Source organism: Rhizobium sp. AQ_MP, from assembly GCF_014237835.1.
Taxonomy (GTDB): Bacteria; Pseudomonadota; Alphaproteobacteria; order Rhizobiales; family Rhizobiaceae; genus Allorhizobium.
In genome coordinates this window covers 329,839-344,081 of sequence record NZ_JACJVI010000001.1, presented here as the reverse complement: position 1 = coordinate 344,081, position 14,243 = coordinate 329,839, and the positions used below count along the sequence as shown (strand labels likewise).

General features: G+C 60.9%; 13 protein-coding genes and 1 tRNA gene. 5 read left to right on the top strand and 9 right to left on the bottom strand.

Features of this window, described 5'->3' with window-relative positions; all coding sequences use genetic code 11:
- The first annotated feature begins 99 nt into the window (after positions 1-99).
- Complete coding sequence (locus H6M51_RS01815; RefSeq protein WP_185808425.1) at positions 100-636, top strand: GcrA family cell cycle regulator; 537 nt, start codon at positions 100-102, stop codon at positions 634-636.
- 136 nt (positions 637-772) lie between these two features.
- Here the strand turns inward: H6M51_RS01815 and phoB are convergent, their stop codons facing one another.
- The 7 genes from phoB to phoR all read right to left on the bottom strand — a co-directional run bounded on the left by phoB (position 773) and on the right by phoR (position 8,424).
- Entirely contained in the window at positions 773-1,456 is a 684-nt protein-coding gene (gene phoB, locus H6M51_RS01810; protein WP_006727960.1) for a phosphate regulon transcriptional regulator PhoB, read from the bottom strand.
- 25 nt (positions 1,457-1,481) lie between these two features.
- The gene (gene phoU, locus H6M51_RS01805) at positions 1,482-2,195 is read right to left on the bottom strand and encodes a phosphate signaling complex protein PhoU (RefSeq protein ID WP_185808172.1); all 714 of its coding nucleotides are present in this window, start codon (positions 2,193-2,195) and stop codon (positions 1,482-1,484) included.
- Between the two features lie 46 nt (positions 2,196-2,241).
- Complete coding sequence (pstB, locus tag H6M51_RS01800) at positions 2,242-3,027, bottom strand: phosphate ABC transporter ATP-binding protein PstB (RefSeq protein WP_246780371.1); 786 nt, start codon at positions 3,025-3,027, stop codon at positions 2,242-2,244.
- 35 nt (positions 3,028-3,062) lie between these two features.
- Positions 3,063-4,385 carry a phosphate ABC transporter permease PstA gene (gene pstA / locus H6M51_RS01795; protein WP_246780370.1) on the bottom strand — a complete coding sequence of 441 codons (1,323 nt, stop codon included), beginning with the start codon at positions 4,383-4,385 and terminating at the stop codon, positions 3,063-3,065.
- Between the two features lie 26 nt (positions 4,386-4,411).
- The gene (gene pstC / locus H6M51_RS01790) at positions 4,412-5,872 is read right to left on the bottom strand and encodes a phosphate ABC transporter permease subunit PstC (protein WP_185808170.1); all 1,461 of its coding nucleotides are present in this window, start codon (positions 5,870-5,872) and stop codon (positions 4,412-4,414) included.
- Between the two features lie 66 nt (positions 5,873-5,938).
- The gene (locus H6M51_RS01785) at positions 5,939-6,979 is read right to left on the bottom strand and encodes a substrate-binding domain-containing protein (protein ID WP_185808169.1); all 1,041 of its coding nucleotides are present in this window, start codon (positions 6,977-6,979) and stop codon (positions 5,939-5,941) included.
- 188 nt (positions 6,980-7,167) lie between these two features.
- The gene (phoR, locus tag H6M51_RS01780; RefSeq protein WP_185808168.1) at positions 7,168-8,424 is read right to left on the bottom strand and encodes a phosphate regulon sensor histidine kinase PhoR; all 1,257 of its coding nucleotides are present in this window, start codon (positions 8,422-8,424) and stop codon (positions 7,168-7,170) included.
- 200 nt (positions 8,425-8,624) lie between these two features.
- Between phoR and ppk2 the strand changes: the two genes are divergently transcribed.
- A complete protein-coding gene (gene ppk2 / locus H6M51_RS01775) occupies positions 8,625-9,506 on the top strand; it encodes a polyphosphate kinase 2 (RefSeq protein WP_185808167.1) in 882 nt (293 codons plus the stop codon).
- Between the two features lie 39 nt (positions 9,507-9,545).
- Here the strand turns inward: ppk2 and H6M51_RS01770 are convergent, their stop codons facing one another.
- On the bottom strand, positions 9,546-10,727 hold the full coding sequence (locus H6M51_RS01770; RefSeq protein ID WP_185808166.1) for a hypothetical protein: 1,182 nt from the start codon (positions 10,725-10,727) through the stop codon (positions 9,546-9,548).
- A gap of 269 nt (positions 10,728-10,996) precedes the next feature.
- Here H6M51_RS01770 and H6M51_RS01765 point away from each other — a divergent pair, with 269 nt between their 5' ends.
- The 3 genes from H6M51_RS01765 (at position 10,997) to H6M51_RS01755 (ending at position 13,265) form a co-directional block, all read left to right on the top strand.
- Positions 10,997-11,956, top strand: a complete 960-nt coding sequence (locus H6M51_RS01765) for a nitronate monooxygenase family protein (protein ID WP_185808165.1) — start codon at positions 10,997-10,999, stop codon at positions 11,954-11,956.
- 47 nt (positions 11,957-12,003) lie between these two features.
- Positions 12,004-13,065 carry a DUF1176 domain-containing protein gene (locus H6M51_RS01760; RefSeq protein WP_185808164.1) on the top strand — a complete coding sequence of 354 codons (1,062 nt, stop codon included), beginning with the start codon at positions 12,004-12,006 and terminating at the stop codon, positions 13,063-13,065.
- A 124-nt stretch (positions 13,066-13,189) separates the two neighbouring features.
- A tRNA-Thr gene (locus H6M51_RS01755) sits at positions 13,190-13,265 on the top strand.
- Positions 13,266-13,294: 29 nt separating this feature from the next.
- Here the strand turns inward: H6M51_RS01755 and H6M51_RS01750 are convergent.
- Entirely contained in the window at positions 13,295-14,236 is a 942-nt protein-coding gene (locus tag H6M51_RS01750; RefSeq protein WP_185808163.1) for an ROK family protein, read from the bottom strand.
- Positions 14,237-14,243 lie beyond the last annotated feature (7 nt).

Below are 14,243 nucleotides of genomic sequence, written 5' to 3'. Positions count from 1 at the left end.
ACCGACAGTATCGAGGCGGTTGTGCTTCGGATTTATCCGAGGCAACGGTGACGGATTCTGCCATGACAGACGCGAGCGGCGGAGAGAAACGGCATGAACGTGCAATGGAGTGATGAGCGAGTCGAAAGACTGAAACGGCTGTGGGCCGAGGGCCTCAGCGCAAGCCAGATTGCAGCACAGCTCGGTGGCGTGAGCCGTAATGCTGTCATCGGCAAGGTTCACCGGCTGAACCTTCCGGGCCGCGCCAAGGCCGGCGGCAGCTCGTCTGCAGCCCGTCCTGCGAAGCGTCCGGCCCAGACGCAGCGTCCTGCGGCCCTGCAGAACCGTCCAGCGGCAAATCCGACCACGCGGACCGTGGCGCGAGCAGCCGGCGCAACCCTGCTGAAGGAAGAGGTCGAGATCGAGGTCTACGAGGAAGTCGAAGTTCGCCGTCCGCTGAACGTGGTCGTGCCGATTTCGCGTCGACTGGCATTGACGGAACTCACGGAACGCACCTGCAAGTGGCCGATCGGTGACCCGATGAAGGACGACTTCCACTTCTGCGGCTGCGAAATTGCCGACAGCGCACCCTACTGCACCTATCACGCAAAGCTCGCCTATCAGCCGGTGAGCGAGCGCCGCAAGGCGGCCCGCTGAGTGCAACTCAATAAGCTTGCACGATAGAAACTTCAGACAGGCCCTCCGGGGCCTGTTTTCGTTTGATATTCGCGCAAAAGAAAAGAGCCGCGACGATCACCCGCGCGGCCCCCTTATGCGCGACTGTGGATGTCTTTCACGCTTCCATCGAATAGCCCGCGCCGCGAACGGTGCGGATCACATCCTGCATGTTGGAGAAATTCAGCGCCTTGCGCAGGCGACCGACATGAACGTCCACCGTGCGTTCATCGACATAGATGTCATGTCCCCACACGCCGTCCAGAAGTTGCGAACGGGAGAAGACGCGGCCTGGCGATGCCATCAGGAACTCGAGCAGCCGGAATTCGGTCGGTCCGAGACGGACCTCGCGGCTCTTGCGATGGACGCGATGCGTCTCACGGTCGAGTTCGATGTCGCCGCAGCGTAGAACGCTGGACAGAACCTCGGGCTTTGCACGGCGCAGCATAGCCTTCACGCGGGCCATCAGTTCCGGTGTCGAGAAGGGCTTGACGACGTAGTCGTCGGCACCCGTTGCCAGACCGCGCACGCGTTCGCTTTCTTCGCCGCGTGCCGTCAGCATGATGATCGGCAGACGCTCTGTCTCGGGTCGCACCCGCAGGCGACGGCAGAGCTCGATGCCAGAGACGCCCGGCAGCATCCAGTCAAGGATCAGCAGATCCGGCACCCGTTCCTGTAGGCGTATTTCCGCCTCGTCACCCCGAAGGATGGTTTCGACTTCATATCCTTCGGCTTCAAGGTTGTAACGGAGGAGGACCGAGAGCGCCTCTTCGTCTTCCACCACGGCAATCTTAGGCTGCATCAAACACCAACCTCGCTGGCCAACGTCACTCGTTGATCGCACCGACGGAAGCGGTCTGATCTTCCTTGGGGCGCTCACCTTCCGGCTGTGCGCCGGTGGTCATGTAGTAGATGGTCTCGGCGATATTCGTCGCGTGGTCACCGATGCGCTCGATGTTCTTCGCGCAGAACAGCAGATGCGTGCAGCTCGTGATGTTGCGCGGATCTTCCATCATGTAGGTCAGGAGTTCACGGAACAGAGAGGTGTAGATCGCATCGATCTCCTCGTCGCGGTCACGGATCGATTTTGCCTTCTCGGCCGAGCGCGTCGTGTAGACGTCGAGCACTTCCTTGAGCTGGGCCAGGGCCAGATCCGACAGGTGCTCAAGGCCGCGGGCGAGCTTGCGCGGAACGCCGGTTGCCTGGATGGCCACGACGCGCTTCGAATTGCTCTTGCCCAGATCGCCCACGCGCTCAAGATCGGCGGCGATCCGCAACGCGCCGATGATTTCGCGAAGGTCAGAGGCAACCGGCTGACGCTTGGCAATCGTCACGACAGCCTTGTCCCCGATTTCACGCTCCATGGCATCCATCAGGACGTCGTCCGAGATGACCTTCTGGGCGAGCGCGGCATCGGAGTTGACCAGTGCCCGCACGCTTTCGGCGACCATCTGTTCCGCCAGACCGCCCATTTCAGAGATGCGGCGCATCAGGAACTTCAGTTCCTCGTCGAAGGCCGAGTAGATGTGTGTGGAGCCCATTTGAAACGTCCTTGAATTTGAGTTCGACCGTTGATGACGTCAGGGCTCAGCCGAAGCGGCCCATGATGTAGTCCTGGGTGCGCTGGTCATCCGGGTTGGTGAACATCTTGTCGGTGTCGTTCTCCTCGACGAGATTGCCGAGGTGGAACATCGCGGTCCGCTGAGAGACGCGTGCAGCCTGCTGCATCGAATGGGTTACGATGACGATCGTGAAGTTCTCGCGCAGCTCGTGGATCAGTTCCTCGACCTTGGCGGTCGCGATCGGGTCGAGCGCCGAGCAGGGCTCGTCCATCAGGATGACTTCCGGGCTCACCGCAACGGCGCGCGCAATGCACAGGCGCTGCTGCTGACCACCGGAAAGACCGGTGCCTGGAGCGTCGAGACGGTCCTTGACCTCGTTCCACAAACCGGCCTTCTGGAGAGCCGTCGAGACGATCTCATCGAGCTCGGCCTTGTTGCGGGCCAGGCCATGGATGCGCGGTCCGTAGGCAACGTTCTCATAAATCGACTTCGGGAAAGGGTTCGGCTTCTGGAAGACCATGCCGACCTTCGCACGCAACTGCACCGGATCCACCTTGGTGTCGTAGATGTTCTCACTGTCGATCTGAATCAGGCCTTCCACGCGGCAGCTCGCGATCGTGTCGTTCATCCGGTTGATGCAGCGCAGAAAGGTCGACTTTCCACAGCCCGACGGGCCGATGAAGGCGGTCACCGAACGGGGGCGGATGTCGATATTGACGTCCTTGATGGCATGCTTCTCACCGTAAAAGACCTGCACGTTGCGGGCGGTGATCTTGGCTTCAGTCATTGTCGGGGCTTTCGTCGTGGTCATCTTGGTCGCGAGATTGTTCATCATCTGGGAGCTCCTTACCAGCGACGCTCGAAGCGGCGGCGAAGAATGATTGCGATCAGGTTCATCAGGATCAGGAACACCAGGAGCACGATGATGGCACCGGATGCACGCTCTACAAAGGCCGGGTCACCGCGCTGGGTCCAGTTGTAGACCTGAACCGGCAGGGCGGAGGCCGGCTGGAAAAAGCCATCCGGCGGACCGGCAGGGTATTCGCGGACGAAGGCAACCATGCCGATCAGGAGCAAGGGAGCGGTTTCGCCGAGGGCACGTGCCAGGCCGATGATGGCACCGGTCAGGATGCCCGGCATGGCAAGCGGCAGCACGTGATGGAAGATCGACTGCATCTTGGAGGCACCCACCCCGAGAGCCGCGTCGCGGATCGAGGGCGGCACCGCCTTCAGCGCCGAACGCGTGGCGATGATGATCGTCGGCAGCGTCATGAGCGTGAGCACCAGACCACCGACGATGGGCGCCGACTGGGGCAGACCAACGAAATTGATCAACACGGCAAGACCGAGGATACCGAATACGATCGAGGGAACAGCCGCAAGGTTGGCGATGTTGACCTCGATGAGATCGGTGAACCAGTTCTGCGGGGCAAATTCCTCGAGATAGATGGAGGCGGCAACACCGAGCGGCAGCGACAGGACCAGCACGATGAGCATCATGTAGGCGGACCCGATGATCGCAACGCCAAGGCCAGCCGCTTCCGGACGGGTGTCGGAGGCGTCGGGTGCCGTGAAGAATGCCCAGTTGAACTTGGTCACCAGGATGCCGGCTTCCTTCAGCTTGTCTGCGAGTACGAGCTGTTCGGGGGAGACGTTGCGGTCGAGCTTTGCGCTCTCCATCGTCACGCGACCCTTGTAGTAGCCGTCGATGCGGCCACCGGCGAGGAAGTCGAAGGGATAGGTCTGGCCGATCACCGAGGGATCTGCGAGCACGAAGCGGCGCAGATCGGCGGGGGCCTCCTTGGAGATCAGTTCAGCCGCCGCCTTCGGCGTCAGGCCCTCGCCTGCCAGCCCCTTCTCTTCAAGCTTCTTGGCCATAGCCTGCTCGATGAGTGGCGCATAGCCGAAGGTCGAAACCTTCGAGATTTCGGCCAAGTCGCGGTTGCCTGATTTGTCGAGCTTTGCGGGATCGAGATAGATGTCCAGCGTGATGTAGGTCTGCTGGAAGGAGGACAGGCCGTTCGACATGATCGAGACGAGCAGGCCGATCAGGGCGACGATCCCGAAGGTCACGGCAGCCTTGCCGAGTAGGCGGAAGCGGGCTTCGGCCTTGTTGCGGCGGCGCGTGCGCTCGTCGACCGTCAGGATGGACTTCTTTTCTACGGGCATGGGAGCTCCGATGGCGGTCATATCGGTCATTCGTACTGCTCCCGGTATTTGCGGACGATGTAGAGTGCGACGACGTTGAGGCCGAGCGTGATGACGAAGAGTGTCAGGCCGAGTGCGAACGCAACAAGCGTCTCGGGGCTTGCGAACTCGGTGTCACCGGTTAGCTGGCTGACGATCTTCACCGTGACGGTGGTCATCGCTTCGAAGGGGTTGATGTCGAGCTTGGCCGCAGCGCCGGCACCGAGAACGACGATCATGGTCTCCCCGATCGCGCGGCTGGCGGCGAGCAGGATGGCACCGACGATGCCCGGAAGGGCGGCCGGAAGAACGACCTGCTTGATGGTTTCGGACTGGGTGGACCCCAGAGCATAGGAACCGTCACGCAGGGCCTGTGGGACGGCGTTGATGATGTCATCCGACAGCGACGAAACGAAGGGAATGATCATCACGCCCATGACGAGGCCGGCGGTCAGAACTGAGGAAGAGGAAGTGCCAAGGCCAAGCGGCTGAGCAAAGTAGTCGCGCAGGAATGGACCGACCGTGACGAGCGCGAAAAGGCCGTAGACGATGGTCGGAATACCGGCCAGGACTTCGATCGCCGGCTTGACGATGCTGCGGGTGTTCGGGCCGGCATATTCCGACAGGTAGACCGCGATCATCAGGCCGATCGGGACGGCCACGATCAAGGAAATGATCGAGACGTAGAAGGTGCCCCAGAGGAGTGGCAGGATGCCAAGTTCGGACCCACCGCGGAACTGAGGGTTCCAGACGGTCGAGAAGAAGAACTCGCTCGCCGGATACATGGTGAAGAAGACATAGGTCTCGAAAACCAGCGAGCCGACGATGCCGACGGTTGTCAGGATCGCGACCAGTGAGGAAATGAGCAGCATCGATTTGACGAAGCTTTCGCTCAAGTTGCGCGCGCGCAAATCCGGATTGATACGGATATAGGCCAGGGGGAGGGCCGCGATTGCCAAAGCCAGAACCGCGATGGTCATCAGAAGGTGGCCGAAGTCGGACTGTTCACGATAGGCCTTGGCGGCCTCGAAGACTTCCGTCGGGACTTCCGCGCCGAGCGCGATGCCGACTTCGCCAAGTCGCGCACGGATATTCTCTGCATCCAGGGCTTCGACATCGACATCCGCGCCGGCTCCTGCTGCGCGCGCCTCGACGGCCTGCATACCGTCTGCAATGCGCCGAACATCCGCCATTACCAGGCTACGGGCTCCGCCTTCCGGCACGATGCTGTCGGGGATCATGCCGCTGATGCGACTTTCGACGATCGGCGGCTGCACGAGAAGCCACAGAACGAGAAGGATGAAGGCTGGAACAGCCGTGACCAAAGCAATCACCTGGCCGTAATAACCGGGAAGCGAGTGCAACTTCTTGCCGCTCGACGCCGATACCGAAAGAGCCTGCCGACGTCCCAGAACGAAGCCGAGTGCCGCAAGCGCTAGAATACAAAGGATAATGATGCTCGCGTCCATGTTACCCGCCATTTCCCCAGCAAAAAAGACCGGCGGCACGAAGGTGCCGCCGGTCGATGCATCAGATTAGTTCAGCGGCGCCATCGGCGTGCGGGCCTTGACCGATTCCTGCGTCTTGGCGAGTTCCGGGTCGGAAACGAGGCCATAGGCAGCAAGCGGGCCATCCGGGCCGGCCATTTCGTCAGAAACGAAGAACTCTACATATTCCTGGAGACCAGGAATGACATCGAGGTGCGCGTTCTTGACGTAGAAGTACAGCGGACGCGAAACCGGGTATTCGCCCTTAGCGATGGTTTCAACCGAAGGAACAACGCCGCCCATGGTGGCTACGCGCAGCTTGTCGGTGTTGTTCTGGTAGAAGGAGAGACCGAAGACGCCGATGCCGTTCTTGTTTGCGTCGACGCGAGCGAGCGTCTCGGTGTAGTCGCCGTCGATGTCAACGGATACGCCATCGGTACGAAGCGCCATGCAGCCCTTCTTGGCAGCGTCCTTGTCGCCGTTGTTGGCGGTCAGGAGAGCTTCATGGGTGCCGTTCTCTTCGCAGCCGGCTTCGATGACCTTGGTGTCGAAGACTTCGCGGGTACCGTGCTTGGTGCCCGGGATGAACGCCAGGATCGGCTGGGCCGGCAGGTCAGCGCGGATCTCGTTCCAGTTCTTGTAGGGGTTGTCTACGAGTTTGCCGTCCTTGACGACCTTGGCACCGAGAGCGTTGTGCCAGTCAGCCGGAGTGAAGGCATATTCCGGACCATTGATATCCGAAGCAAACACGATGCCGTCGTAACCGATGCGAACTTCCTGGATGTCGTTCACGCCGTTGGTCTTGCAGAGCTCGATGTCGGACTTGCTGATGCGCGAGGACGAGTTTGCGATGTCGATGGTGTTTTCACCCACGCCTTCGCAAAGCTTCTTGCGGCCGGCGCCCGAACCGCCGGACTCAACGACCGGGGTCGGAAATTCGAAGTTTTCGCCGAAGGCTTCGGCAACGATAGAAGCGTAAGGCAGAACGGTGGAAGAACCAGCAATCTGGATCTGGTCGCGGGCTACGGCAGCGCCGGCGAAGGCCACGGAGGCCGCCAAGGCAGCTACGGAAAGTTTCAGAGCGTTCATGATCATCTCCCGAAATGGGCTTGTGTGTCTTTGCGGCCGTTGCGGCGTCTCCCAAGCAGCGGCGACTGCGTTCTTAGCGGCTCAACGCTCACGCTTTTATGTCAGTTCGGTGAAACATTTGTGACATATATTTTGTTTTTATTTCAATCTGTTACGCCAAGAGCACCACAGGGAACGCGCCTTTTATGTCAAAACCTGACGGTAAAGACGCTTCCCTTGCCGATCTCGGACTTCACAATCAGCCTGGCGCGGTGACGCGTCAGGATGTGCTTGACGATGGCAAGGCCGAGACCGGTCCCCTTCTTGGAGCGGCTGTCCTCCACGTTGACGCGGTAGAAGCGCTCGGTGAGACGCGGAACATGTTCAGCGGGGATGCCTGGGCCGTGGTCCCTGACGCTGACTTCGGTTGCGCCTCCGACGTCTTGGCGCAGCGTTACCTCGACGACCTTGCCATCCTGTCCATACTTGCAGGCGTTCTCGATGAGGTTCTCGAAAACCTCAACCAGCTCATCGCGTTCACCCATGACCTCGATCTTCTCGTCGGGCAGATCCAGGCGTATTTCGACACCGAGTTCGGCGGCCAGCGGAGCCAGGCTGTCGCGGACATGGCCGATGATCGGCGCCAGTTCCACTGTCTGATCCGGCGGCACATGTGCCTTAAGCTCAAGACGCGACAAAGACAGAAGATCATCCACAAGTCGGCTCATGCGGTTCGCCTGATCCAGCATGATGGCGAGGAATCGGTCCTTGGCTTTGACGTCGTCGCGGGCCGGGCCTTGCATGGTTTCGATGAAGCCGCGCAGCGAGGCGAGTGGTGTGCGCAATTCATGGCTGGCATTGGCGACGAAATCGCTGCGCATCCTATCCAGGCGACGCAGCTCGGAGATATCCCGGAAGGACAGAAGGAAGTAGTCGGCGCCCGACGTTACGGCCGGATCGACCTGTGCGACGCGGACGATATAGACCCGCTCGGACGGATGCCGTTCGGAATGCTCGATCTGGTCGGGCACGCCAGTCTCCGTGGTCTCGCGGATCATGTCGAGTATCCCAGGAGACCGCCAGCGGGTGGAAACATGCAGCCCACTGAGCAAGGCACCAAAGACCCTCTCTGCGGACTGGTTCTGGGCGATCATCTCCGCTTCCGGATTCAGTACGAAGATCGGCATGTCGATCCCGTCCAGCGAAGCCAGGATCAGCGGGAGCGGATCGGCAGCAGGCGTCTGGAGCGCCGGTGCAGTCGGCGCGGTGGTGGGTACCTCCTCTCCCGGCAGTTGTCGAAACACCACCAGCAAGAACAGCAGGACAAACAGGATGACTGCGTAACCGGTCGCTGCTCCGGTGGCCCAGGCAGTTATCGAGAGAACAGCGGCCGCAAGAATATAGACCCAGGCCGAAAGCACGCGTCGGAGATCGTCGCGCCAGCCGTCACCCCTATCGTCCTGCATGCGCACACACTCTCTGCCGTTTTGTCCTTGGAAGCCTGATATCCGGGATTCATGACAGAAGTTACGCCGCTGTGCCATCGCTTCCCCGTCCTATCCCCGCCTAGATGCCAAGGTGCAGGCAGAACCGACCGGCTTGAACTTCATTTCGGCTTGGTCTCAAGTAGAGCGATCGAACGCACACAAACCAAAGGGAGCCGCGGATGGATGCGCAGACAGAAAGCAGGGCAGTGACATTGTCGGTGGGGGGCACCCAGAGGATTTTCGACATCGACCTACCCGATCTACCTGCCTGGATCGAGGACAATGCGCTCAAGTCCGGCGGCTTTCCGTATGGCAAGAAGCTTTCCGAAAAGGATTACGAGCAGCAGCTTACCCAACTCCAAATCGAACTGGTGAAGGTTCAGTTCTGGATGCAGAAGACCGGCGAGCGGGTGATGGCGCTCTTCGAGGGCCGCGATGCAGCGGGCAAGGGTGGCGCAATCCACGCGACACTCTCTTACATGAACCCACGCTCGGCCCGTGTCGTCGCCCTGACCAAGCCGACGGAAACCGAGCGGGGCCAGTGGTACTTCCAGCGCTATGTTTCGCACTTCCCGACGGCTGGCGAATTCGTTCTCTTCGACCGCTCCTGGTACAACCGCGCAGGCGTCGAGCCTGTCATGGGTTTCTGCACGCCAGACCAGTATGAGAGTTTTCTCGAACAAGTGCCGCGGTTCGAGAAGCTCATCGAAAGGGAGGGCATCCGGTTCTTCAAGTTCTGGCTGGATACCGGACAGGAGATGCAGCTCAAGCGCTTCCATGACCGTCGGCATGATCCATTGAAATGCTGGAAACTCTCACCGATGGATATTGCAGCGCTGCACAAGTGGGACGACTATACCAAGAAGCGCGACCGGATGCTGAAGGAAACCCACACCGAGCGCGCGCCCTGGACGGTCCTGCATGCCAATGACAAGCGCCGCGCACGGCTCAATCTCATCCGTCACATGCTGCAGTCGCTGGACTACGAGGGTAAGGATCTCGAAAAGATCGGCAAGCTCGACAAAAAAATCATCGGCAGCGGACCGGACTTCCTGAAGTAGGAAGGGCGGCGCTCCGCACTGGGCTCCCCCTTAACACGTTCACTGCCCGGGCAGCACACGGACAGCGTAGAGATTGACGCCACGCCCGCGGCCTTCGAGATCCGCGTTTATCAACAGACGGCCTGGCGTGGATGGCGCCATGCCATTGTCAAAGGACACCCGGAAAAGCGCATCGAGCTTTTGCGGGTTGACCGTGAAGCGGTGGCGCGGGCAGTCGCCCATGCGCGGAAAATCGCATTCCACCGAAATCTGCACCGGCTTGTCGTCCGTCGACTGCACGGTCAGCGCGATCGTGGAGGTACGGCCTGCCAGTTCGCGCAGCACTTCCGTGGGCACCGTCACCTCGATAACGCCGGCCTGATCGCCACTGCGGGAAATGATCTGTGCGGCACTGCCGTCGCTGGCGGTCACGATATCGACGAGCGCGTTGGCGCGCGGACGCAAGGACGAGATCTGCTGCGGCTCGAAGACTTCGATCCAGTCATCGGAAAAGCCACCTTGGGCATCGAGTGCCTGGGGGCCGCCCGATCCCGCTGGCGCGGTAGCCTGGGGTGCCTCAGTGAAGTCTTCAGCCTCTACACGCGGCGGAGGATTGGGAACGGAGGTGTCGCGTGCAGCCTCAGAAAGAAGCAGTCCGGAGGAATAGACCCACCAAGCACCAATGCCGAGTGTCGCCAGAAAGACTGACGTGATCATCAGCCTCGCAAAGAGCCCCTTGCGACGGCGCGGCGCTTTCAGCGGGCGTTCCGACCGCATGTCGGGTATCGGCCCTTCGTCATCGGCATGGGTGTCCACCGACGCACGTGGCGCAGGATCGAAATCATCTTCAAACACCGGCTCCCGCTGGACGGGCTGAGGCGCCATCGGCGGATCGATGCTCGCAAAACCTGGCTCGACGCGCCCGGCCGGCCGGTCGATCGGCGGTGGCGCAATCGGTTCCGCTGCAGGCCGCATGGTCGATGAAACGGGTGCTGCGACACCTCGGTGAGAAGGCTCGACACGCACTTCAAGGCGGGCGCGTTCTTCCAGCTCGATGGAATGAATAAGCGTCTCCAGCCGACGGCGCTGATAGTTTACGGCTTCGGGGTCATCGATGTTCTGCTTGCGCAGGCCGGCTTCGAGCGCCTGACGCGCCGATTGATAGACGCGCGCACGTGCTTCCGCATTCGAACGGTCGGCGCGCTCCAGGGCGTTTCTGATGGCCGTTTCCAATCCACTCATTGGCCGCCATACTCCTTCGGGGGTCGCCCCTGCCACATCGCAAACATGATTTCGATTCGGTAAACTCTGGATTTTTCGAGCACAAGCCCGGAAAACTGGTATGGCGTCGAATAAACACAGGAATGAGGCCGACCGGGCGGCGTCTGGTCCACCCGGTCGACATGACTGCCTGGCGAGGTCGCAGTGGTATTGACGGACCGGCTTTCCTCGCTTGCTGCGATCTGCTATTTGACGTTTGCGTAAACGTAAACTTCATGGGAGGTGAAGTGATGGCCCTGCCGCCGATCCTGAAAGACAATCTGAGGCTTCCCGTCGTGGCCTCGCCGCTCTTCATCATATCACATCCGAAGCTGACACTCGCCCAATGCAAAGCCGGGATTGTCGGCGCCTTTCCCGCGCTTAATGCCCGACCCGAGGCACAACTCGACGAATGGCTGGCCGAGATCACCGAAGAACTCGCCTCTCACAACGCGAAGAATCCCGATCGCCCGGCCGCGCCCTTTGCCGTGAACCAGATCGTGCACATGTCGAACAAGCGGCTTGAGCACGACCTGATGATGTGCGTCAAATACAAGGTGCCGATCGTCATCTCATCGCTGGGCGCCGTTCCGGAGGTCAATGCCGCCGTGCACTCCTATGGCGGCATCGTGCTGCATGACGTGATCAACAATCGCCACGCCAATTCGGCGATCCGAAAGGGTGCCGATGGCTTGATCGCGGTCGCTACGGGCGCCGGCGGACATGCGGGCACGCTTTCGCCTTTCGCCCTAGTCCAGGAAATCCGCGAATGGTTCGATGGACCGCTTTTGCTCGCCGGCGCCATAGCGAATGGCGGCGCGGTCTTGGCTGCCCAGGCGATGGGTGCCGACATGGCCTATATCGGCTCGCCCTTCATCGCGACCGAAGAGGCACGGGCGTCTGACGAATACAAGCAGGCCATCGTCGATGCCCATGCAAACGACATCGTCTATTCCAACTACTTCACCGGCGTACACGGAAACTACCTGAAGCCGTCGATCAAGGCGGCCGGGCTCGATCCGGACAACCTGCCTGTCGCGGATCCTTCGAAAATGGACTTCGACAAGGCCACTACGGGGGCGAAGGCCTGGAAGGATATCTGGGGCTGCGGCCAAGGCATTGGCGCGGTCAAGGCCGTCGAGCCGGTCGCAGTGGTCGTCGACCGTCTCGAGCGCGAATATTTGAACGCAAAAAAGGCGATTTGCGGCTGAGGCCGTGACTGCTAGCGTCCCCGCAGATTCGTTTTTGCGGGGACCCCATGCGCCATACCAAGCTTCTCATCACGCTCGCTTTTCTTCTCGGTGGCGCACCCATGGCCCAGGCGGAAGATGAGAGCTACAAGGAATTTAAGTCCTGGCAGACCTTCTGCGGCCAAACACGAGCCTGCACCATGCGCCAGTTCCTGTCCGACAGTGCCTTGTCGAGCGTCGAACTGCGCCGCAGCGGCAAGCCGGAAGCCCCGGTCTCGATCATGTTCTCGTCCAGCGACAGCAGCCTGACGGAAAGCGACGGGGCTGCGGAAGTCAGCATCACCGTTGATGGCGGCGAAGCGTTTCGCTTTGGCGGGGAGGATGTCGCTGTCGACACGGTTGCAGGCTCCCTGGCGGTCAGCGGAGATCTGGCCGGCAGCGGCCTGATCGAGGCTTTGAAGAACGGCTCGACAGCCGTGATCCGCCTGAGCCGCGGCGAAAAACGTGTCGAGGGGGAGGTTCCGCTGGCAGGTGCCGCAGCGAGCTTGCTCTTCATCGACGAATACCAGGACCGTATTGGCCATACCGATGCGTTGGTATCTATCGGCGACAAGGCGCCGAACGCACCTCTTCCGGTCAACGACATCACAACGATCGAGGAATTGCCGGCAGGAATCCGCAGCCAGTTTGCCGAAGGTGGCGCCTGCGCCGGCACCGAGCCGTCGATGCTCGAGGGCAATGCGCTTTCCCACAAGATCGACGACAACACCACTGTTTACATCACACCTTGTGGTTCGAGCGGTGCCTACAACATGCCGTTCGCAGCCTATGTCGACGCCTATGAGATGATCACGCCACTTGCCTTCCCAGGCATGGTCGAGGGCGCACCGAGCGCCAGCATACAGGCCTTCAATCTTGGCTATGATTGGAAGGAGCGGACTTTCTCGTCCTTTTTCAAGGGACGTGGCGTGGGCGACTGCGGCACCTACAGCGAGTGGAAGCTTGTCGAAGGCGCGATGGGTGCGCAGCTCGCGCTTGTCGAGGAAACCTTCCGCGACTGCCCTTCCGAGTTCAGTGAGGATCAGCAGATCGACCCGTCCGAATGGCCGAAGACATGGCCCCTGAAGTAAGCAGGTGCACGTTTCGGCGGCCCAGGATTTTTTCCCCCGGCCGCCGAAATCCGTCTTGAAATCAGCGGGCAATCCCTGTATCAGCCCCTCACCAACGCGGCGGGTCAACACCCGTTCAGCGCGGGCCGCTTTAGCTCAGTCGGTAGAGCACATCATTCGTAATGATGGGGTCACGTGTTCGAGTCACGTAAGCGGCACCATATAACTTCCGTCTCTCAGTCTTTGAACCTCAAGCGCGTCGCGTTTCCCTGTGGACCGCATTCAGCACAGCGCCCAGCATGCCGGCTTCGGCGCCATGGCGGCTCGGCTCGAGGTGGCAGTCGAAGGGAAGCAACGGCGCCAGATGGTGGCGGATGCGTTCGAAAAACCAGGGTTGGCTGCCGATTCCGCCACCAATGACCGTCACCTCAGGATCAATCAGCGCGTGGACGGAGGCCAAGCCGACCGAGCCCCGCCGGGCGAGATCATCGATAGCTTCTCTGGCTGTTGCGTCGCCGGCCTCTGCACGTTCGAAGAGTTCGCGGACGCCACCGATATCCGGATTTCGTGATACCACACCCCGGGTGCCGACTTCATCCTCGAAGAGACCGTTTTCCGACCTGGGTGCGCGCCGATGCACGTCCGATCCGGTCGGCAGATAGGCGATTTCGCCTGCGCGCCCGAAGGCACCGCGCAGCATCCTGCCATCTACAACCAGACCCAGGCCGACGCCGGTGCCGAAGGAGAGGAAGGCGACATTGTCGAGGCCCCTCCCTGCGCCGGCAACCGCCTCGCCGAAAGCTGCGAGATTGACGTCGTTTTCGACATCGACAGGCAGACGCAGACGGTCCGACATCAGCTCGGCCAAGGGCCGGTCCTCTGGAAGGGCCAGATTGGGCGAAAGAGAAGCAAGACCGGTTTTCGGCGACACCGCGCTCGGCACACCGATCACCACGCGGCAGACGCTTGCCACGTCCAGACCCGCCTTGATCGCGAGGTTGCCAACGAGAGCGGCCATCTGATCGAGGACGGGCGCACCCGGGCCGTGAGCGGTCTCTTCGCGGAGGGTGGCCAGAACCTTGCCTTCAAGATCGGCTATCCCGGCCAGAATTTTGGTACCGCCCAGATCGATGCCGACCACTGCTGCTGTCACTTTGCCTTTCGCCGCGTCGATCCCTTCAGTGCCGTGCATGCCCGCC

Coding starts and splice junctions, on each gene's coding strand:
- ppk2 (WP_185808167.1), top strand. CDS start 8,625: ATGGATGCGCAGACAGAAAGCAGGGCAGTGACATTGTCGGTGGGGGGC.
- H6M51_RS01750 (WP_185808163.1), bottom strand. CDS start 14,236: ATGCACGGCACTGAAGGGATCGACGCGGCGAAAGGCAAAGTGACAGCA.
- H6M51_RS01785 (WP_185808169.1), bottom strand. CDS start 6,979: ATGAACGCTCTGAAACTTTCCGTAGCTGCCTTGGCGGCCTCCGTGGCC.
- phoU (WP_185808172.1), bottom strand. CDS start 2,195: ATGGGCTCCACACACATCTACTCGGCCTTCGACGAGGAACTGAAGTTC.
- phoB (WP_006727960.1), bottom strand. CDS start 1,456: ATGCAGCCTAAGATTGCCGTGGTGGAAGACGAAGAGGCGCTCTCGGTC.
- H6M51_RS01765 (WP_185808165.1), top strand. CDS start 10,997: ATGGCCCTGCCGCCGATCCTGAAAGACAATCTGAGGCTTCCCGTCGTG.
- H6M51_RS01760 (WP_185808164.1), top strand. CDS start 12,004: ATGCGCCATACCAAGCTTCTCATCACGCTCGCTTTTCTTCTCGGTGGC.
- phoR (WP_185808168.1), bottom strand. CDS start 8,424: ATGCAGGACGATAGGGGTGACGGCTGGCGCGACGATCTCCGACGCGTG.
- pstC (WP_185808170.1), bottom strand. CDS start 5,872: ATGGACGCGAGCATCATTATCCTTTGTATTCTAGCGCTTGCGGCACTC.
- H6M51_RS01770 (WP_185808166.1), bottom strand. CDS start 10,727: ATGAGTGGATTGGAAACGGCCATCAGAAACGCCCTGGAGCGCGCCGAC.
- pstB (WP_246780371.1), bottom strand. CDS start 3,027: ATGACCACGACGAAAGCCCCGACAATGACTGAAGCCAAGATCACCGCC.
- pstA (WP_246780370.1), bottom strand. CDS start 4,385: ATGCCCGTAGAAAAGAAGTCCATCCTGACGGTCGACGAGCGCACGCGC.